Raw genomic sequence first — 19,862 nt, 5'->3', positions numbered from 1 at the left:
CGCACCACCAGAAGCCCCGGTCGTCTCGACGACCGGGGCTTCGTCGTTTCCGGAGTACGTCGTTTCCGGCGCGGAGATTCGGGTGCGGACGCACTGCGGGCCCGGACGGAACTCGTCCGGGCCCGTGGTCACGCACTCAGCGGTGGTGTCCCGTTCAGGTGGCGTCCCGTTCAGGACGAGAAGAGCATGCGGCCGAAGCTCTTGTGGCGGTAGTGACCGCCGTGGCCACCGTGGTGCTGCGGGGCGCCCCAGGCGGGCGCCGGGGCGGACGGGTACGCCTGCGGGGCCGGCGGTGCGGGCGGGGCCTGCTGCGTCCACTGCGCCTCGATGCGGGTGAGGGACTCCAGCTCGCCGTAGTCGAGGAAGATTCCCCGGCAGCCGCTGCACTGCTCGATCTGTATGCCGTTGCGGTTGTACGTGTGCATCTGTGCGTGGCACTTGGGACACTGCATGGTTCGGCTCACTCCTCGCCGTCGGGTCGCCGTCGCCGGAATTCATGCCCGCCGACGGTCGGTTCAGCCTACGACGAGTGTTCGGCGCCCAACTCGGGCGGGAGAGATGCAATTCGGGCACAGGCGTCGATCATCGCCTCTTCCACCTCATCCGGAGTCCGTTCCTCCACTGCCGACTTGGCGAATGCCAGCGCGGCGGCCTGCACGGTCAGCGCGCGGGCCGGCACGTCCAGGTCCGGCCAGGGGTCGCCCTCGGCGCACACGGCGGGGCCGCCCGCCGCCCGGTAGGCGTCCAGAAAGCGGAGCCAGACCTCGGGGGGCAGGATCCCGGCCGCGTACCAGGCGGCGGGGCGGGCGAGGTCCCAGGCGGGGTCGCCGAGACCCGCGTCGTCCACGTCGATGAGCAGCCAGGGGCCGTGCGGGGCCGGATGGCGGACGAGCTGGCCGAGGTGCAGATCGCCATGGCAGAGGAAGCGCGACCTGTGCGGGGGTGCGGCGGCCTCGTCGCGGGCCCAGGCCGGCAGTCGGCGCCAGGCTTCGAGTACGGGGGCGATGTCGGGGTCTCCGGGCCGGGCGGCGCGCATCCGGGCGACGGCGAGAGCGGCCTTCGCGGGGCCCCGCATGGGCGGGAGCGCGAGGGAGGCCGGGGCCGGGGTCCGGTGCAGCCCGGCCAGCAGGACGGCGGCCTCCTCCCAGGGGGCGGTGTCCGGATCGCCGGGGTCGACGGGCCGGCCGTGGGGCCAGAGGGTGACCGGGCGGCCGTGGAGGGTGGCGGGCGGTGCGCAGGGGCCGGGTGGCAGCGGGGCGAGCAGGATGCCGGTGAGACGCGGGTGGTTCGCGAGGCCGAGGCGGGTGAGCAGGCCGGGGGTGTCCGTGTCGGCGGCGTGGGCCTTGGCGACGACGGCCCCACTGCGGACCACCGTGCCGTCCGCACGGTCCGCGAGCACCGTCGGGGGCGGGCAGGCGCACCGGCCCCCGGGGTGTTCGTGGGCGGCCCGATGGGCGAGATCGCCCAGCGCGCGTACGACTGCGGTGGTCACGGTCTCCCCCGGTGGCGGACTGGTACGGGCGGGCCCGGTCCGCACCGGGCCCGCCGATGAGCGTACGCGCGCCGGATCCGGTCGTGGACGGCCGTGAGCGCCACTGCCGGAAGGATTCGCGGGGCGGCGGTGCGCACCGATGCGCGGGGAGGATTCGCGGGGCGGCGGTGCGCGCCAATGCGCCGGGAGGATTCTCGGGGCGGCGATGAACGCTGCGGCGCCAGAAGGATTCGCTCGCGGCACGGTCGCCGCCGGGCCGCGAACGGCCCCGGAAAGCGCGATGTCCGGTCAGCTCCCCAGCTGACCGGACAAACGCTGCCGTCCGCCGCACCCCCGTCCCCACGGGGTTGTTGGCCGGATGTCCCGGTCCGGACCGCTCTTCCGGACCCGGGGCGCCGCTCAGCGCCCCAGCATCACGCCCACGGACGACGCCTGTGTGACCACTGCGTCCCAGCCGCCGAAGACGACCACGAGCAGGGCCGCCAGAGGAAGAACCATCGCCGTCGCCACCAGCGGGTGGCGCGTGCCGGAGGACGGGCGGCTGCCGAACGAGGCTTGGGCCCTGCGTCCTGCGCGGATCATGGTCCGCGGTGCCGTGTCCGCCATGGTTCCTCTCCTGACTCGATGTGGGGCGGCGGGCGTGTGACCTCGGGGGACGAGTATTGCGCCCGCCGCTTGACCTCAACATTAGGGACGCGGCGTGCTGCGGGCGTCATGCCCGCGTACCGATTGCCGGGCCTCCCGGAGGATGAGCCACGGGCCGTCGGCGTACTCCCCTGGGTGGAGACCGGGCGCCCGACCCCGGGGACATCCCGGAGGGGGTACCCGCATCGACGGCGAGATTCGCGCGGCGCCGGAGCCGTCGCGCGACGCGGTCCGCCGGCGCGCACGGCGACGGGCACCGTGACTTCACTCACCCTTCCCTCCGCCGCTTCCCGGCGGCCCGCTCAGGTGCGCCGACGGAGGCCGCGGGCGGGCGTCCCGGCCGAGGTCGGCGTCGTACGGCGGATGTACGGCGGCGCTCCAACCACCGCTCTCCTCACCCGCCTTGGGGCCCGGCCCCGTCCGGCACGGCATACGCCCGGGCTCCATGCCCCGTCAGGGAGCGGGCCGCGCACGGACAATCGATCGGCCGGTGAGGGCGCGGCCTCTGAGCACCCCGGGCGCCGGGTACGTAAGCTGTGCCTCGTCAGGCGGACCAGGCAGCGGGGATGGGCAGACATGGCGATGATGCGGCTCCGGCGCGAGGACCCGCGTGTCGTCGGCTCGTTCAGGCTGCACCGGCGGCTCGGTGCGGGCGGCATGGGTGTCGTCTACCTGGGCTCGGACCGGCGGGGCCAGCGGGTGGCGCTGAAGGTGATCCGCCCGGATCTGGCGGAGGATCAGGAATTCCGCTCCCGTTTCGCGCGCGAGGTGTCCGCCGCACGGCGGATCCGGGGCGGCTGCACGGCGCGCCTGGTGGCCGCGGACCTGGAGGCGGACCGTCCGTGGTTCGCCACGCAGTACGTACCGGGCCCCTCGCTGCACGACAAGGTCGCCGAGGAGGGGCCGCTGTCGGCGGCCGAGGTGGCCTCGATCGGGGCCGCGCTCTCCGAGGGCCTGGTGGCGGTGCACGAGGCCGGGGTCGTCCACCGCGACCTGAAGCCGTCGAACATCCTCCTCTCCCCCAAGGGCCCCCGGATCATCGACTTCGGGATCGCCTGGGCGACCGGGGCCTCCACTCTCACCCATGTCGGTACGGCGGTGGGATCGCCGGGGTTCCTGGCGCCCGAGCAGGTGCGCGGTGCGGCCGTGACGCCCGCGACCGATGTGTTCTCGCTCGGGGCCACGCTCGCCTACGCGGCCATGGCCGACTCGCCCTTCGGGCACGGCAGTTCCGAGGTGATGCTGTATCGCGTGGTGCACGAGGAGGCCCAGCTGCGCGATGTGCACGATGCCCTCGCGCCGCTGGTGAGCGCCTGTCTGGCGAAGGACCCGGAGGAGCGGCCGAGCACGCTCCAACTCTCCATGCGGCTCAAGGAGATCGCGGCGCGGGAGGCGCAGGGGCTGCACGAGAGCCGGCCGCCCGTGCAGCGTTCGGCGCAGGAGCTGGACCGGCCGACCGGCCGTCTCGACGGCCCGTACACCGAGCAGCAGCAGACCCGGCGGGCGGCTCCTCCCGCGCCCCGTCAGCAGAAGCAACCGCAGGGCAGCAGGCCGTCCTCGTCGTCGCGGTCCGGGTCGCCCCGGACCGGTGGTTCGCGCCCCCAGCAGCATCAGCCGCCGCGCAACACCACCCGGTCCGGGCGGCGCCCGCAGGGTACGAACGGGGCGAACGGCAGGCCGGGAACGCGGCCCGGGGCCCGTACGACTTCGGCGGGGCTGCGTCCCGCCAATCCGCGGCTGCTGCGGCAGCGGCTCGTCGTCTTCGTCGTGGTGACGCTGCTGGTGGCGCTCGGTATCGCGGCGGCCCAGGGCTGCCAGGGTCCGTCCCGGGGGCTGGGGACCGATCCGGGCCCGAAGCAGGACCGGAGCCACGCCCGGATCGAGACGCCGCCCCAGGACCGGCGGCTGGACACGCCATAGCCGGTCGGGTGTGCGGGTGACCGCCCCGCAGTTACCCGGTCAGTTCTGCGGGCGGCCTGATGCCACCGCGTAGAAGGCGACGGCGGCGGCCGCTCCCACGTTGAGCGAGTCCACGCCGTGCGCCATCGGAATGCGTACCCATTCGTCGGCGGCGACCAGGGCCCGGGTGGACAGCCCGTCGCCCTCGGCGCCCAGCATCAGCGCCACCCTGTCCATCCGGTGCGGTGCCGCCTCGTCGATGCTGCCGGCCTTTTCGTCCGGGGTCAGCGCGAGGAGCCTGAAGCCCGCTTCCCGTACGGTCTCCAGGTCCTTGGGCCAGGTGCCGAGACGGGCATAGGGGACGGAGAAGACCGCGCCCATCGAGACCTTGACGGAGCGCCGGTAGAGCGGGTCGGCGCAGTCCGGGGAGAGCAGCACGGCGTCCATGCCGAGGGCGGCGGCGCTGCGGAAGATCGCCCCGATGTTGGTGTGGTCGTTGACGGCTTCCATGACGACGACCCGGCGGGCCGTCGTCAGCAGTTCGCCGGCCGCCGGCAGCGGCTTGCGCTGCATCGAGGCGAGTGCGCCACGGTGCACGTGGTAGCCGGTGACCCGCTCGGCGAGTTCGGGGCTGACCGCGTACACCGGGGCCGGAACCTCGTCGATGACGTCCCGCATGAGGTCGACCCACTTCGCCGAGAGCAGCATCGAGCGCATCTCGTACCCGGCGTGCCTGGCGCGCCTGATGACCTTCTCGCCCTCGGCGATGAAGAGGCCCTCCGCGGGCTCTCGCCTGCGCCGGAGTTCGACGTCGGTCAGTCCGGTGTAGTCACGCAGTCGGGGGTCGTCGGGGTCGTCGACGGTCATGAGATCAGCCACGGGTTTGATACTGCCTTGTCCGGTGTGTGGTGCCAACGGCTCGGAGGAAGATCCGTTACCGCTGGTTACTCGGTGAGGGTGCGGGCGGTGTCCGGGCCGGCTACTCGGCGGGGCGGGGTGCGGCGCCGGTGCCGACCGCGACGACGTCGCCGATGACGATGACCGCGGGGGGACGTACGTCCTCGGCGGCGGCCCGTTCGGCGACGGTCGCGAGCGTCGCGTCGACGCGGCGCTGGGCAGCCGTGGTGCCCTCCTGGACCAGGGCGACCGGGGTGTCCGGGGACTTGCCGTGGGCGACGAGGGCCTTGGCGATGGCGCCGATCTTGTCGACGGCCATCAGCAGCACCAGGGTGCCGCGCAGCCGGGCGATCGCCTCCCAGTCGACCAGCGAGCGCTCGTCGTCGGGGGCGACATGGCCGCTGACGACGGTGAACTCATGGGCGACCCCGCGGTGGGTGACGGGGATTCCGGCCGCGCCGGGCACGGAGATCGAGCTGGAGATGCCGGGGACGACTGTGCACGGGATGCCCTCGGCGGCGAGCGCCTGCGCCTCTTCCATGCCCCGGCCGAAGACGAACGGGTCGCCGCCCTTGAGCCGTACGACGGCCTTGCCGGCCCTGGCGTGCTCGATGAGCGCCTGGTTGATCGCCTCCTGTGCCATGAAGCGGCCGTACGGGATCTTCGAGGCGTCGATCACCTGGACGTGCGGCGGCAGTTCGTCGAGCAGGTCGCGCGGGCCGAGCCGGTCGGCGATGACGACGTCGGCCTCGGCGAGGAGGCGGCGGCCGCGCACGGTGATCAGGTCGGGGTCGCCGGGGCCGCCGCCGACCAGGGAGACCCCGGGGGCGGGCCGGGTGCGGTGGTGCGGGGCGGCCAGCGTGCCGTCGCGCAGTCCCTCGACGATGGCGTCGCGGACGGCGGCGGAGTGGCGCGGGTCGCGGCCCTGGGCGTCGGTGGACAGGACGGCGACGGTCACGCCCTCGCTGCGGCCGGTCGCCGGGGTCCAGGCGGTCGCCACATCGGCGTTGTCGCTGCGCACGCACCAGGTGCGGGTGCGCTCGGCCTCGGCGGACGCGGCGTCGTTCGCGGCGTCGTCGTCGGAGGCGATGAGCGCGTACCAGGTGTCGGCCAGGTCTCCGTCCTGGTACCGGCGGCGCTCCCAGCGGATCTCACCGGCGTCGGCCATCGCCTCGACGGCCGGGGTCGCGGACGGCGACACGAGGGTGATGTCGGCGCCGGCCGCGATGAGCGTGGGCAGGCGACGCTGCGCGACCTGGCCGCCGCCGACGACGACGACGCGGCGCCCGCTCAGGCGCAGTCCGACGGGGTACGCGGGGTGATCGGCGTGCTCGGCCATGGCGGTGCGGACTCCTCGTGCGGTGCGGGGTGCGGGCCGCTGCGACGGTGGAGCGGCTGTGACGTGCGGTTCTGTGGGCGTGGGACCACGATACGGGGTGCGTCGGGGCGCGGGCGGGGGCTGCCTCACCTCAAACGGTGGCCCCTGCCGGAAACCACGTACGCGGCCCGGCGCTCATGGCGCCGGGCCGGGTCGGCCGTGGCCGGGTACTACTTCTCGGTGACGCCCGCCGAGTCGAACGTCGCCACTTCGTGCATCGCCCGCGCCGCGCTCTGCACGATCGGCAGCGCCAGCAGCGCCCCGGTGCCTTCGCCGAGGCGGAGGTCGAGGTCGACCAGCGGGCGCAGGCCCAGCTTGTTGAGGGCGGCGACGTGGCCGGGCTCGGCGCTGCGGTGGCCCGCGATGCAGGCGGCGAGGGCCTCGGGGGCGATCGCCCGCGCGACCAGGGCCGCGGCGCCCGCGCTGACGCCGTCCAGGATGACGGGCGTACGGAGCGAGGCGCCGCCCAGCAGGAAGCCCGCCATCGCGGCGTGCTCCAGGCCACCGACCGCGGCGAGCACGCCGATCGGGTCGGCCGGGTCGGGCTGGTGCAGTTCGAGGGCACGGCGTACGACGTCGACCTTGCGGGCGTGCATCTCGTCGTTGATGCCGGTGCCGCGGCCGGTCACCTCGGCCGGGTCCATGCCCGTGTACACGCAGATCAACGCGGCCGACGCCGTGGTGTTGGCGATGCCCATCTCGCCGGTGAGCAGGCCCTTGTTGCCTGCCGCGACCAGATCGCGGGCGGTCTCGATGCCGACCTCGATCGCGGCGAGCACCTCCTCGCGGGTGAGCGCGGGGCCGGTGGTGAAGTCGGCCGTTCCGGCGCGCACCTTGCGGGGCAGCAGGCCGGGCGTGGCGGGCAGCTCCATGGCCACGCCGACGTCGACCACGCACACCTCGGCGCCGACCTGGGCAGCGAACGCGTTGCAGACCGCGCCGCCGCCGAGGAAGTTGGCGACCATCTGGCCGGTGACCTCCTGCGGCCAGGCCGTGACGCCCTGGGCGTGCACCCCGTGGTCGCCCGCGAAGATCGCGACGGCCGCGGGCTCCGGGATCGGCGGCGGGCACATCCGGGAGAGCCCGGACAGCTGTGCCGAGATGATCTCCAGCATGCCGAGCGCGCCGGCGGGCTTGGTCATCCGCTTCTGGCGTTCCCACGCCTCGCCGAGCGCCTTGGCGTCCAGCGGGCGGATGTTGGAGATGGTCTCCTGCAGCAGGTCGTGCGGCTCCTCGCCGGGCAGGGCGCGGCGGCCGTAGGTCTCCTCGTGGACGACCCAGGACAGCGGGCGGCGCTTGGACCAGCCCGCCTGCATCAGCTCGGGCTCCTCGGGGAACTCGTCGACGTAACCGACGCACAGGTACGCCACGACTTCGAGGTGCTCCGGCAGGCCGAGGGCCCGGACCATCTCGCGCTCGTCGAAGAAGCTGACCCAGCCGACGCCGAGGCCTTCGGCGCGGGCGGCGAGCCACAGGTTCTCGACAGCGAGCGCGGAGGAGTACGGGGCCATCTGCGGCTGGGTGTGCCGGCCGAGGGTGTGGCGGCCGCCGCGGGTGGGGTCCGCGGTGACGACGATGTTCACCGGGGTGTCGAGGATGGCCTCGATCTTCAGTTCCTTGAACTGCTTGGCCCGGCCCTTGGGCAGCGACTTGGCGTAGGCATCGCGCTGACGCTGTGCCAGTTCGTGCATGGAGCGGCGGGTCTCCGCCGACCGGATGACGACGAAGTCCCAGGGCTGCGAGTGGCCGACGCTGGGCGCCGTGTGCGCGGCTTCCAGGACGCGGAGCAGAACTTCGTGCGGGATGGGGTCGCTGCGGAAGCCGTTACGGATGTCACGGCGTTCGCGCATGACGCGAAGCACCGCCTCGCGCTCGGCGTCGTCGTAGCCGGGGGCCGGCGGGCCGGCGGGAGCCGCGGCCTCTTCGGGCTCGGACGCCTCGGGGGCGTCGGACGCGTCCGGCGCCTCCTGGGCCTCGGCTTCAGCGGCTTCCGGCTCAGGGGCCGGTGCCGCCTCGGCGGGCTCCTGGGCCTGGACTTCGGTGGGCAGGGCCTCGGCGGGCAGGGCTTCGGGCCGCGCCTCGGGCTGTGCGGCGTCCACCGGGCCGGGCGCCGCGGCGGGAACGGCCTCCACGGCCTCCCCCGCCTCCGCGAGGGGCGTGATGTCCGGGGTCTCGATGACCTCGGGGCCCTGTTCGGGCTCCGGCTCGGACACCGCCGGAGCCTCGGCCTCGGGGGCCACGGCGACCTCGGCGATCGCGGCGGGCTCGACCGGCTCGGAAGGCTCGACGACGGCCTCGGCCGCGACGGGCTCCACCGACGCCACAGGTCCCATGGCGATCGGCACGCGCTCGGGCTCGGGCTCGGGCTCTGCCGCGACCTCGGCTTCGGGCACGGGCTCGGCCACGGGCTCCGCCGCGACGTTCTCCTCGCCCACGGGGGTCGGGGCCAGGTGCGGAGTCGTCGGCACCGAACCCTCCACGGGTACGAACTGACCCATGGGGACGGCTTCCGCGTCGTCCTGCGGCGCGATCGCCTCGGCGGGGATCTCGGCCGGGATCTCTGCGGGCGTCCCGGCCTCGGCCGGCACCGGTTCGGCGGCGGGCGCGGGAGCGGCCACGGCCTCCGGTGCCGCGACCGGAGCGGGCTGGACCGGCTGTGCCTCGGGCACCGGCATCGGCGCCGACTCGGCGACCGGCTCCGGGGCGACGGGCTCCGAAACGATCGGTTCCGAAACGGCCTGCTCCGGGGCGGCCTGCTCCGGAACGACCGATTCTGCTGCCACGGGGGCGGCCTCCGGCTGCGGGGCCTGGGCCCCCCACGGGCTACCGCCCTGCGGCAGGATCTCGCCGAGCTGCGGGCCCGGCAGCGCCGACGCGTCGTCAGCCGGCAGCTCGAAGTACTCCGGGCCGGTGGTCGGCGGCCCGGCGTGGCGCGCGGGAGCCTGGGTGCGGGCCTGCGCCTGGGGCGCGCCCGCGGGTCCGCGGTCGGCGAGCGAACGCACGACTCCGCCGGTCGGCGCACCGCCGTAGGACGGCGTGCCGTCGGGCACGACCGGGCCGCGGTGCAGCGGCCGGCGCGCCGGGGTCTGGGGCTGAGACTGGGGCTGGGGCTGGGGCTGAGTCTGGGCGGCCGGAGCGGGGGCCGGGATGCGTACGCCCGTCAGGTCGACCGAACCGGAGTCGCGGCCACCGGACTCGTGGGTTCCCTGGCCGGTCCCGGGCAGCTGCTCCGCCACCGCCTGCTGAGCGGCGTACGCCTCCGCGGCCCGGGCCTGGACGGGCTCCTGCACCTGGACCTGGACGGGGCCCTGGGGCTGCGCGGGGGTCTCGCCGGCCGGCTGGGCATAGGGCTGTGCCACGGGCTGGGCCTGATGGGCACCCTGTCCGGGCGGCGGGGCCTGGGCGGCGACGCCCTCGGGGTACTGGCCCGGGGCCGGTACGGCCTGCGGGTCGCTCCAGGCTCCTTGCGGGCTCGGCATCAGGAGGAGGTCGTCGTCCTCGGAGACATGCTCGGAGGGAGCGAGGTAGGTGTAGGCGTCCGGGGCGGCGACGCCCGGCTGCTCCACCGTGCCTGCGTTCTCCGGCAGTCCCTCGACCGGGATCTGGCCGGTGTCACTCATGCGTACCCCTCGCCCATCGTCAGTGCTCCTTCGGCCCTTCGCCCGGGACGCCCGAACACGGCACGCCGGCGCTCGTCAACAAGAACGAGCGGGCTCGCCGCGCGGCACGAATCGGTCGCGGACATACTGCATTCTCGCGGTCGTTCGCCGCCGCGGCAGCTCATTTCGCCACGGCCCGCTGTGGACTGCGCCACGTCGCGCGTCCCCCGGTTCTGCCGTACCACAACGGGGGCCAAAACGGTCCTCTTTTCCGGACATTGACGAACGAAGCGACGAACGTCCGGGCGCGGTACAACGATCGGCCAGCCTACCTCCCGCTGTACGCCGACCGGGTCACGGGGCGAGGTCGGAACGCAGCGCCGACAGGAGAAACACGACCGAGCGTTCGCGCTCCGACCAGGCTGCCGTGTCGAGTTCGACGGACTGGAGGAGCGAGCAGCGGACCGTGTATCCGTTTCCGCTCAGGGCTGCGCCGAGCGCCTCGGCCTCGTCCCGGGTCGAGGCATGGGTCACGATGCGCTCCGGCCGCCGTTCGGTGACGGCGGTGACGACGGGCACCCCGCCGCCCCCGATCCGTACGACATCGGGTTCCGGCAGCCGTTCCAGCACATGGGGGGCCCGGCCCTCGACGACCTGGAGCTGCACGCCGAACGCCCGTGCCGCCGCTGCGGTCCGGGCGCAGGCGGCCGGGTCGCTGTCGACCGCCAGGACCGCCGCGCCGAAGCGGGCCGCCTCCACGGCCAGGGCACCGCTGCCGGAGCCGATGTCCCACAGGAGGTCGCCGGTCCGGGGGCCGAGGCGGGCCAGCTGGGCGGCGCGCAGCCCCGGGGACTCGCCCTCGCCGCTCTCCGTCGCGGCCCCGGTGTCCGCGCCCGCGTACGCCTCGGTGGGCAGTGCCCAGCCGCGTACGTCGTGGGGGTGGGTGGGGAGGCCGCCCGCGATCCAGGCGCCGGCGGCCCGCGGTTCGGGTCCGCCGCCGATGACGATGACCACGTTGGGGTCGCGCCAGACGTGGTCGGCGGCCTTCTCGGAGGTGACGACGGTGACCTGTTCGCGGCTGGTGCCGAGCTCCTCGCAGATGACGAAGGTGCGGTGGACGCCTTCGAGGAGCAGGGCGAGTTCGGCGGGTCCGGCGCCGGGCGAGGTGAGGACGGCGACCTTGTGGTGGGCGCGGCAGACGTTCACGGCGCGGCGCAGGGTGCGGGGGTGGGCGACGACCGTCCGGGCGTCCTCCCACGGCATGCCCGCGCGGGCGAAGGCGGCGGCGACCGAGGACACGGCCGGGACCACCTCGACCTCCAGGCCGTGTTCGGGTGCGCGGAGGTTGCGTACGACTCCGAAGAAGCCGGGATCCCCGTCGGCGAGGACCACGGCGCTGCCCCGGTGGCCGGCGATCCGGCGGGCGGCCAGGTCGATGGAGCCCAGGCGGATGCGTTCGGCGTTCGCCGGGACTTCGGGAAGTGCGAGGTGGTGGGCGGCTCCGGCGACGAGCGTGGCGGCCGAGAGGGCGGCGGTGGCCGCTGCGGTCAGTGGCGAGCCGTCCCAGCCGATCACGGTGACCCGATCGGCCATCTGTCGTCAGTCTCCTGGAGTCGTCGCAGGTGGGGATGGTGGTGTGGGTCGGGCAGGGTGAGAGTACCCGGTCCGTGCCGACGCGGTGTCGGGGCCCCTTCGCGGGGTCAGTTCCAGTCGTTGTAGGCGCCGTAGCCGCCGGCGTCGGCGAGCTGCTCGGCGACGCCTTCGAGGTCTTCGGGGAGCAGGCCCCAGACGATCAGGTCGGTCCTGATGTCGGTCCAGCCGCCGTCTGTGCCGTTCTCGGTCCGGGTCCGCGCTATCCGGGCGTTGCGCAGGACTCCCTCGCTGATGCAGCCGAGCTTCTGGGCGACCTGTTGCGAGGCGGTGTTGTCGGCGGCGGTGCGCAGCTCGATGCGTTCGAAGCCCTGGTCGCGGAAGAGCCACTGGGCCAGTGCGAGCACGGACTCGGTGGCGTATCCCTCGCCGCGGGCCCAGGGGGCGGTGATGTAGGCGGCCTCGGTGGCACGGGTGCGCCAGTCGGTGTTGCGGAGCCGGACCGAGCCGACCAGGCGCTGGGTGAGGAATTCGGTGACGGCGAGGACGATGCCGTCGCCGCCGGTGCGCTGGGCGGGGGCGATCCTGCGGACCCAGCGTTCGGCGTCGACCTGGGTGTAGGGGTAGGGGGCCTCGGTCCAGGCGACGACGAGTTCGTCGTTCATCATCTCGATGTACGCGGGGACGTCCGCCATGTCGAAGGGGCGCAGCACCAACCGATCCGTGCTGATGGAGATGTCCGGAAAGGTGGAAGTCATGCGCAGCTCCATGCCGAAGACCGTTAAAGGCACAGCATGCAGCATCGGGGCGGTGGTGCGCATGGGCGGGTCCGCACGGCAGAGCCCCGCGCACCTCGGTGGGGTGCGCGGGGCTCGTCGGACAAATGCCGTGCGGGTGTCAGGACTTGGCGGCGGTGCCGAAGGCCGGGACGATGGAGCCCTGGTAGGTGTCCTCGATGAACTTCTTGACCTCGTCGGAATGCAGGAGCTTCACGAGCTTCTGGACGCGGGGGTCCTTCTCGTTGCCCTTCTTCACGGCGATGATGTTGGCGTAGGGGTTTCCGTCGGCCTTCTCCAGCACCAGGGAGTCCTTGGCGGGCTTGAGGTCGGCCTCGATCGCGTAGTTGCCGTTGATGACGGCGGCGTCGACGTCGTCCAGGGCGCGGGGCACGGTGGCGGCCTCCAGCTCCTTGAACTCCAGGCCCTTCTTGTCGGTGATGTCGCTCAGCTTGGCGCTGGTGCCGACGCCGTCCTTGAGGGTGATGAGGCCGTTCTCGGCGAGCAGCTGGAGGGCGCGGCCCTCGTTGGTGGTGTCGTTGGGGACGGCGACGGTCTGGCCGGCCTTGATGTCCTTGAGGTCCTTGACCTTCTTGGAGTAGAGGCCGAGCGGCTCCAGGTGGACGGTGCCCACGGAGACCAGGTGGGTGTTCTTCTTCTTGTTGAAGTCGTCCAGGTAGGGCTGGTGCTGGAAGAAGTTGGCGTCGACCTGGCCGGTCTCGGTGGCGGTGTTCGGCAGGACGTAGTCCGTGAACTCCTTGACCTCCAGCTTGAGGCCGGCCTTCTGCGCCAGGTTCTTCTGGACGAAGCCCAGGATGTCGGCGTGCGGCGTCGGGGACGCGGCGACGACGAGCGCCTTGGAGGTGTCGGCCTTGGCGCCGGTCTCGCTCTTGGCGCCCGGGTCGGACGAGGTGCCGCAGGCGGTGAGGCCGAAGGCGAGGGCGGCGGTGGCGGCGGCAGCCGCGGTGATCTTGATGTTCTTACGCACGAAAAGTGCCTCTTTCCGGTGGTGATGGTGGTGCGCCCGGACAAGGAGTTCGGGCTTGTGAGCGGAGTGGAAGTCTCAGGTGGTGGTGCGGCCGCGGCGGGCCAGCAGGCGTACGGCGCCGTCGCCGATCAGCTGGATCACGGTCACGATGACGATCAGCAGCGCGACGGTGATGAGCATGAACCGGTTGTCGAAGCGCTGGAATCCGTAGGTGACGGCCTTGGAGCCGAGCCCCTCGCCGCCGACCGCGCCGGCCATCGCGGAGTAGCCGATGAGCACGATGACGGTGGTGGTGACGCCGGAGACGAGCGAGGGCAGCGACTGCGGCAGGAGCACCTTGCGGACGATCGTCGGGATGGATCCGCCCATCGACTGGACGGCCTCGACGAGACCGTGGTCGACCTCGCGGACGGCGGTCTCGACGAGCCGGGCGAAGAAGGGGATGGCGCCGACGGAGAGCGGCACGATCATCGCGGACGGGCCGATGAAGGTGCCGACGACCCAGGTGGTGAAGGGGATCAGGGCGATCAGCAGGATGATGAACGGCAGCGAGCGGCCGATGTTCACGATCACGCCGATGACCTTGTTCACCGGGGCGTTCCGCAGCAGTCCGCCCTTGTCGGTGAGGACCAGCAGGATGCCGAGCGGCAGCCCCACGAGCACGGTGACGACCGTGGACCAGAGCACCATGTAGAGGGTGTCGATGGTCCCCTGGGTGAGCAGCGGCTGCATTTCGGACCAGGTCACTTCGCCACCTCCTTGGTGAGCGGGGCGGGGGTCTGTACGGGGATGGCGGTGACGTCGTTCTCCACGACCTCCGCCTGGAGGCCCTGCTCGCGCAGGAAGCCGATCGGGACGACGTTCTCCTCGAAGCGGCCGGGCAGTTCGATGCGCATGCGGCCGATCTGCTTGCCGCCGACGGTGTCCATCGCGGCGCCCAGGATCGAGATGTCGATGTTGTACGTGCGGGAGAGCTGGGAGATCACCGGCCGGCCGGCCGCGTCGCCGTGGAAGGTGACATCGACGACCGTGCTGTCGGGGCCCGAGGCCGCGCCGCCGACGGGGAACAGCTCGTGGGCCAGTTCGGAGCCGGGGGTGGCGAGCAGTTCGCCGACGGTGCCGGACTCGACGATGCGGCCCTTCTGCATCAGTGCGGCGGAGTCGCAGATCGTCTTGACGACGTCCATCTCGTGCGTGATGAGCAGGACGGTCAGGCCGAGCTGCTGGTTGAGGTCGCGCAGCAGCTGGAGGATGGAGCGGGTGGTCTCGGGGTCGAGGGCCGAGGTGGCCTCGTCGGAGAGCAGCACCTTGGGGTCCCCGGCGAGGGCGCGGGCGATGCCGACGCGCTGCTTCTGGCCTCCGGAGAGCTGGCCCGGGTAGGCCTTGGCCTTGTCGGCGAGGCCGACCAGGTCGAGGAGTTCGAGAACCTTGCGGGAGCGGTCCCGGCCCGGGACGCCGAGGATCTCCAGCGGGAGTTCGATGTTGGCCTGGACGGTGCGGGAGGCCAGCAGGTTGAAGTGCTGGAAGACCATGCCGATGCGGCTGCGCGCCTCGCGCAGTTCCTTGCCGGCCCGGTGGCCGCGTCCGGCGAGTGCGGTGAGGTCCTGCCCTGCCACGGTCACGGTGCCGGAGGTGGGGCGCTCCAGGAGGTTGATGCAGCGGATCAGGGAGGACTTGCCGGCGCCGCTCTGTCCGATGACGCCGTACACCTCGCCCTCGCGGACGTGCAGGTCGACGCCGTCCAGGGCGGTGACCTCACGGCCGCGCGACTGGTAGACCTTCGTGAGGCCCGAAGTGGTGATCACAGGGTTTCCGTCACTGTCGAGTGCGCGGCGCGGTGTCCGCCGGGCACGGGGCATTCGTCTGATGAGACTGTTTGGACGTTTCGATCGGACGTTCCAAGCTGGGGTCTCGGCACGGCTCGGGGCGGCGGGTCGCCGGGCAGCGGTGCTGGGGCAGGCTCGTTCCGCTGGATGCGGACGGCTCGGGCTCGGTCTCGCTTCGGGGCGCGAGGAGCGGGCTGGGGCCCTCAGAAGGTGCGCATTCGACACATACAACGAGCACCGGGCGTCGTGATCGCCTCGGTCGCAAGGATGCGGTTGCTCGTCGTGGTCATGGGCCAAGTAAAACAGACGTAACGTTCCCCCCGGCCTCGCTGTCCGAATAGCGGACAGTCGTGGATGGTGTCGTGAGACGGCCCGGCCGGTTTCCGCGATTCCCGGCCATCCGTCTGTGACCTGCGTCGATACGACGGAAAGTGCGTGGAGAGGTCATCGGCGACGGCGTCCGCGACCGGCCCGGAACAGTGCTGGGCTGTGGCAAAGGCCACGGACCTCGCCCCGGTCGCCGCCCCGGTCCGTGACCCGCCGGGGGCGGCGGCAGGGGGCGCACGCAGGGGGCCGTTTGGTCCGTAATACCCTCACTCCATGCTTGTCGCCCTGACGGTCGCGGTCGCCGTGACCGCGCTCGCCCTCGCCGCCTGGTGCGGATTCGCCGCGTACCGGGACCAGCCGACCAAGGACTGGCACTTCATCGGGATGGCCGTGGTCTCGCTGCTGGCGCTGGCCCAGCTGGTGGTGGGCATCGTGCAGCTGTCCCGGGGCGAACGGCCCGAGCAGGGCATGACGATCTTCATCGCGTACCTGATCGGGGCCTTCCTCGCGGTGCCCGCGGCGGGTTTCCTGTCGCTGACCGAGCGGACCCGGTGGGGTTCGGTGACGGTGGCGGCGGGGGCGGTCGTGCTGGCCGTCCTCGAAGTGCGGCTCTACGACATCTGGGGAAACTGACCGTGACCGACACCGATCGCACCCCCGCGGCGGCCACCGGCGAGAAGCAGCCCTTCGACCTCGGCACCGGCCCCGGCCGGGTCCTGGTCTGGTTCTACGGGGTGTTCACCGTCGCGGCCGCCTCCCGCTCGATCGTCCAGATGATCCTGGACTTCGGCAAGGCACCGCTCGCCTATGTGCTGTCGGCCGTCGCCGCGCTGGTGTACGGGTTCATCACGTACTCGCTGGTGCGCGGGGGCGAGAAGGCGCGCAGGTCCGCGCTGGTGTGCTGCGCCGCGGAGCTGCTGGGCGTGCTGGTCGTCGGGACCTGGACGATGGCGGAGCCCTCGGCGTTCGCCGACGCCACCGTCTGGTCCGACTTCGGCATGGGATACCTGTTCATCCCGGTGATCCTGCCGGTCACCGGGATGATGTGGCTGCGCCGGGCCAGGACCGCGTAGCTCCTGCGCGCCGGCCGTGCGGCTCCTACGCGCTGGCGACGTACGCCGGTTTCGTGGCGTCCTTCTCCAGCAGGATCATCAGGACGCCGTCCCGGCCGGTCTCGTTGCCCACGGGGGCGTAACCCGCCCGTCGGTAGAGCCGCAGATTGCTCTCGCTGCGATGGCCGGTGTGCAGCCGGAACAAGGTGGCCGACCGCTCGTCGGTGAGTCCCGCCTCCGCCGCCCGCAGCAGCCGGGCACCGAGACCGTGCCCCTGGAGCCGGGGGTGGACGCAGAGCCTGCCGATCTCCCCCGCGCCGTCCTCACCGACGGCCCCCCGGACCGAGCCGACGACCTCGTCACCCAGCCGCGCCACGAACACCAGGTTCGTGGCGATCTCGGCGTGCAACGAGTCGAGGGTCTGGACGAGCGGGTCGATCCGGTAGTTCCCGTACAGCTCCGCCTCGCTCTGGAAGCAGAGGTACTGGAGTTTCAAGATCTGTTCGGCGTCCTGTGCCGTCGCCGCCGAGATGATCACGCTCATGCCCATCCGCGCATGCCTCCGCCCACCTGATCCACCGGTTGTCTAACGCTCCTTTCCCCGCAGTTCAGGAGCAGCAACCTCCGCCGCGAGCATTCTGCGCAGACATCCAAGGCAACGGGAACGGATCGGGCCCAAACTCCCCTGTGACATACCCAACTTCCCTGCGATTTCCCGGTAGGTGGGATCGCCGGGGGCGAGCATCGCCGCCATCAGCCGGGCGCACCTGCCGGGCAGCCGGTCCACCGCCGCGCGCAGCGCCCGCCGTTCGTCGGCGCCGAGGGCGAGCCGCTCGGGGCAGCCGGCCGGGTCCGCGGCGGTCTCGTCGCGGTAGGGGCGTTCGTGCCGGGTGGTGCGGCGGGCCCGGCGGGCCTCCGCCCGTACCGCGTCCCGCACCCAGCGGGCCGGGTCCACCGGTGGCCCCTGACCCGCGAGCCGCTCCAGCAGCCGCAGCCAGACGGCCTGTTCGAGGTCGGCAGGTTCGACCGCCGCCCCCGTCACCGAGGCGGCCGCCTCGGCCCTGGCCTCGGCGCTCACCAGCGGGTACAGGGCACGTACGAAGGTCACGGGGGCGGGGGCGGGTGCTGCGGGAGCAAGATCGAGAAGGGTCATGCCCCGGCCGACGCGCCCGTGGCGGCGGCCGGTTGCCGTACCCGGCGAGCACCACCCGACCGGGGCACTCCCCGGCCGGGTGCTGACGCGGTTGTCACTTCGCGTTGTGGTCCGCCGCGGCGAGCAGGGCGGTGTCCGGGTTGTCGGAGAAGATTCCGTCGATGCCCGTCGCGAAGTACGCCCGGAACGCGCCGAACGCGTCACCGTAGGCGTTGGGGTCCGTGCCGCGCCGGAAGTCGGCGGGCAGGAAGGTGTTCTCGTTGCGCATGGTGTAGGGGTGCAGGACCAGGCCCTGCGCGTGCGCGTCCTTCACCAGGGTGGTCGGCGCGGTGAGCCGCCCCGCGGAGTCCTTGGGGATGACCAGGTCCAGGGTGGGGCCGATGCCCTGGGCGAAGGAGGCCATCCACTTCAGCCCCTCGGGCTTCACCAGGTCGGCGACGGTGCGCGGGTCGCCGGAGGTCACGAAGTCCCAGGGGCGCTCGCCCGCGCCGGAGAGCAGGACGACGCGCGGGGTGGCCACGAGCCGGGACAGCCGCTGGATGCTGGTGGGCTCGAAGGACTGGAGGATGAGCGGCGACTGCTTGCGGTGCCGGTCGTAGCGGCGCAGCAGCTTGGCGAGCGGCTCCTCAAGTCCGAGTCCGAGGCCGCGGAAGTAGGTGGGGTGCTTGGTCTCGACGTACAGCCAGACGGGCTTCTGGCGCCTGCGGCCCTCACGGTCGGCCCAGCGGAGCACCTCTTCGAAGGTGGGGATCTCCCAGCGGCCGTCGTAGAGCGTGTTCTTCTGGCGGGTGCCGGGGATGCGCTCCTTGGCCCGCAGCGTCTTCAGCTCGGCGAGGGTGAAGTCCTCGGTGAACCAGCCGGTGAGGGAGACGCCGTCGACCTTCTTGGTGGTCCTGCGGCTCGCGAACTCGGGGTGGTCGGCGACATCGGTGGTGGCGGTGATGTCGTTCTCGTGACGGCATACGAGATGGCCGTCCCGGGTCGGCACCAGGTCCTGCTCGACTATGTGCGCGCCCATGTCGAGGGCCAGCTGGTAGGAGCCGAGGGTGTGCTCGGGCCGGTAGCCGCTGGTGCCGCGGTGCCCGATGACGGTGGGCACCGGCAGGTCGAGGCGGAAGCCGTGGCCGCCGTGCCGTCCGGAGTCCTTCCCGGCGGTGCCGCCCGCGGCGTCGGCCGGGCCGCCCGCCAGTCCGAGGGCGGCGGTGCCCAGTACGGCGGCTCCGGCTCCCAGCATGGTCCTGCGGCCGGGGCCGGCCTGCGCGCGCTCAGTCATGAATGCTCCTCGCGTGTGATGTCTGGCACCTGTCGGGCGAGGCCCGAGCGTAGGCAGCAGTACCGTCATGGAGGCAGCTCCTGGACGAGCATGGCGCAAACTCACGTCAACGCCACGTATCCGCTCCGTGAACCCGATGTGCGATCCGCGCGCACCCGCGAGTATCGTCCTCACCTGCATGGACCGTCACGATCCCGCATCTCGGCCGGCCCGGCCACTACACCGGAGGAACCGTTGTCCCGACACGCACTCATCAAGGCAGTGCTCGGACCGATCTTGCGCCTCATGTTCCGGCCCCAGGTCGAGGGTGTGGAGAACATCCCCGGGGACGGTCCGGTGATCCTCGCGGGCAACCATCTGACGTTCATCGACTCGATGATCATGCCCATCTGCTGCGACCGGCCGGTGTTCTACATCGGCAAGGACGAGTACGTGACGGGCAAGGGGCTCAAGGGCCGGGCGATGGCCTGGTTCTTCACCGGCTGCGGCATGATCCCGGTGGACCGGGACGGTGGGCGCGGCGGTGTCGCGGCGCTGATGACGGGCCGTCGGGTGCTGGAGGAGGGCAAGGCGTTCGCCATCTACCCCGAGGGCACCCGCTCCCCCGACGGCCGTCTGTACCGGGGCCGTACGGGCATCGCCCGGCTGACGCTGATGACGGGCGCGCCGGTGGTGCCGTTCGCGATGATCGGCACGGACAAGCTGCAGCCCGGCGGGGCCGGCCTGCCGCGTCCCGGCAAGGTGACGGTCCGTTTCGGTGAGCCGATGGAGTTCTCCCGGTACGAGGGCATGGACCGCGACCGCTATGTGCTGCGGGCGGTCACCGACTCGGTGATGGCCGAGGTGATGCGGCTGTCCGGTCAGGAGTACGTCGACATGTACGCCACGAAGGCCAAGGCCGCCTGAGCCGGCGCGGACACGCGGAGCGGCGCGCCAGGACGACGCGGAAGGGCCCGTACCCCCGATC

The 19,862-nt window shown here is 72.6% G+C and carries 18 protein-coding genes; 4 read left to right on the top strand and 14 right to left on the bottom strand.

From position 1 onward, the window contains the following. Positions 1-170: 170 nt before the first annotated feature. From EES42_RS15420 to EES42_RS15410, 3 genes are all read right to left on the bottom strand, one after another. Positions 171-452 (bottom strand): TFIIB-type zinc ribbon-containing protein, encoded by a 282-nt coding sequence (locus EES42_RS15420; protein ID WP_124718803.1) that lies wholly within the window; start codon positions 450-452, stop codon positions 171-173. Positions 453-520: 68 nt separating this feature from the next. Further along, positions 521-1,492: a phosphotransferase gene (locus tag EES42_RS15415; protein WP_124718802.1), complete on the bottom strand. Its 972-nt coding sequence runs from the start codon at positions 1,490-1,492 to the stop codon at positions 521-523. A gap of 399 nt (positions 1,493-1,891) precedes the next feature. Beyond that, on the bottom strand, positions 1,892-2,098 hold the full coding sequence (locus EES42_RS15410; RefSeq protein ID WP_124718801.1) for a hypothetical protein: 207 nt from the start codon (positions 2,096-2,098) through the stop codon (positions 1,892-1,894). A 615-nt stretch (positions 2,099-2,713) separates the two neighbouring features. On the opposite strand from EES42_RS15410, the gene EES42_RS15405 reads away from it, so the two are divergent. After that, entirely contained in the window at positions 2,714-4,057 is a 1,344-nt protein-coding gene (locus tag EES42_RS15405; RefSeq protein ID WP_241196398.1) for a serine/threonine-protein kinase, read from the top strand. Positions 4,058-4,096: 39 nt separating this feature from the next. Here EES42_RS15405 and EES42_RS15400 read toward each other — a convergent pair whose 3' ends face one another. The 8 genes from EES42_RS15400 to EES42_RS15365 form a co-directional block, all read right to left on the bottom strand. Continuing rightward, complete coding sequence (locus EES42_RS15400; protein ID WP_124718800.1) at positions 4,097-4,915, bottom strand: TrmH family RNA methyltransferase; 819 nt, start codon at positions 4,913-4,915, stop codon at positions 4,097-4,099. Between the two features lie 100 nt (positions 4,916-5,015). Next, on the bottom strand, positions 5,016-6,272 hold the full coding sequence (cobA, locus tag EES42_RS15395) for a uroporphyrinogen-III C-methyltransferase (RefSeq protein ID WP_124718799.1): 1,257 nt from the start codon (positions 6,270-6,272) through the stop codon (positions 5,016-5,018). A gap of 209 nt (positions 6,273-6,481) precedes the next feature. Continuing rightward, entirely contained in the window at positions 6,482-9,931 is a 3,450-nt protein-coding gene (gene cobT, locus EES42_RS15390; protein ID WP_124718798.1) for a nicotinate-nucleotide--dimethylbenzimidazole phosphoribosyltransferase, read from the bottom strand. Positions 9,932-10,264: 333 nt separating this feature from the next. Beyond that, a complete protein-coding gene (gene cbiE, locus EES42_RS15385; RefSeq protein ID WP_124718797.1) occupies positions 10,265-11,503 on the bottom strand; it encodes a precorrin-6y C5,15-methyltransferase (decarboxylating) subunit CbiE in 1,239 nt (412 codons plus the stop codon). A 107-nt stretch (positions 11,504-11,610) separates the two neighbouring features. Continuing rightward, a complete protein-coding gene (locus EES42_RS15380; RefSeq protein WP_124719375.1) occupies positions 11,611-12,258 on the bottom strand; it encodes a GNAT family N-acetyltransferase in 648 nt (215 codons plus the stop codon). Positions 12,259-12,397: 139 nt separating this feature from the next. Then, positions 12,398-13,264 (bottom strand): MetQ/NlpA family ABC transporter substrate-binding protein, encoded by an 867-nt coding sequence (locus tag EES42_RS15375; RefSeq protein WP_124718796.1) that lies wholly within the window; start codon positions 13,262-13,264, stop codon positions 12,398-12,400. 75 nt (positions 13,265-13,339) lie between these two features. Then, on the bottom strand, positions 13,340-14,011 hold the full coding sequence (locus tag EES42_RS15370; RefSeq protein WP_124718795.1) for a methionine ABC transporter permease: 672 nt from the start codon (positions 14,009-14,011) through the stop codon (positions 13,340-13,342). Further along, positions 14,008-15,069, bottom strand: a complete 1,062-nt coding sequence (locus EES42_RS15365; protein WP_124718794.1) for a methionine ABC transporter ATP-binding protein — start codon at positions 15,067-15,069, stop codon at positions 14,008-14,010. The genes EES42_RS15370 and EES42_RS15365 overlap by 4 nt, the downstream gene beginning before the upstream one ends. 621 nt (positions 15,070-15,690) lie before the next feature. On the opposite strand from EES42_RS15365, the gene EES42_RS15360 reads away from it, so the two are divergent. Continuing rightward, positions 15,691-16,050 (top strand): hypothetical protein, encoded by a 360-nt coding sequence (locus tag EES42_RS15360; protein WP_124718793.1) that lies wholly within the window; start codon positions 15,691-15,693, stop codon positions 16,048-16,050. A gap of 2 nt (positions 16,051-16,052) precedes the next feature. Further along, on the top strand, positions 16,053-16,490 hold the full coding sequence (locus EES42_RS15355) for a hypothetical protein (protein WP_124718792.1): 438 nt from the start codon (positions 16,053-16,055) through the stop codon (positions 16,488-16,490). A 25-nt stretch (positions 16,491-16,515) separates the two neighbouring features. On the opposite strand, the gene EES42_RS15350 is transcribed toward EES42_RS15355, so the two are convergent. From EES42_RS15350 to EES42_RS15340, 3 genes are all read right to left on the bottom strand, one after another. Then, entirely contained in the window at positions 16,516-17,019 is a 504-nt protein-coding gene (locus EES42_RS15350; RefSeq protein ID WP_124718791.1) for a GNAT family N-acetyltransferase, read from the bottom strand. 36 nt (positions 17,020-17,055) lie between these two features. Next, positions 17,056-17,622: a sigma-70 family RNA polymerase sigma factor gene (locus EES42_RS15345; RefSeq protein WP_124718790.1), complete on the bottom strand. Its 567-nt coding sequence runs from the start codon at positions 17,620-17,622 to the stop codon at positions 17,056-17,058. 94 nt (positions 17,623-17,716) lie between these two features. Then, the gene (locus EES42_RS15340) at positions 17,717-18,895 is read right to left on the bottom strand and encodes a glycerophosphodiester phosphodiesterase (protein WP_124718789.1); all 1,179 of its coding nucleotides are present in this window, start codon (positions 18,893-18,895) and stop codon (positions 17,717-17,719) included. Between the two features lie 234 nt (positions 18,896-19,129). On the opposite strand from EES42_RS15340, the gene EES42_RS15335 reads away from it, so the two are divergent. Continuing rightward, complete coding sequence (locus EES42_RS15335; protein WP_124718788.1) at positions 19,130-19,801, top strand: lysophospholipid acyltransferase family protein; 672 nt, start codon at positions 19,130-19,132, stop codon at positions 19,799-19,801. Positions 19,802-19,862: the final 61 nt, after the last annotated feature.

It is taken from the genome of Streptomyces sp. ADI95-17 (genome assembly GCF_003846175.1).
Taxonomy (GTDB): Bacteria; Actinomycetota; Actinomycetes; order Streptomycetales; family Streptomycetaceae; genus Streptomyces; species Streptomyces sanglieri.
This window is presented reverse-complemented; position numbering and strand designations above follow the sequence as displayed.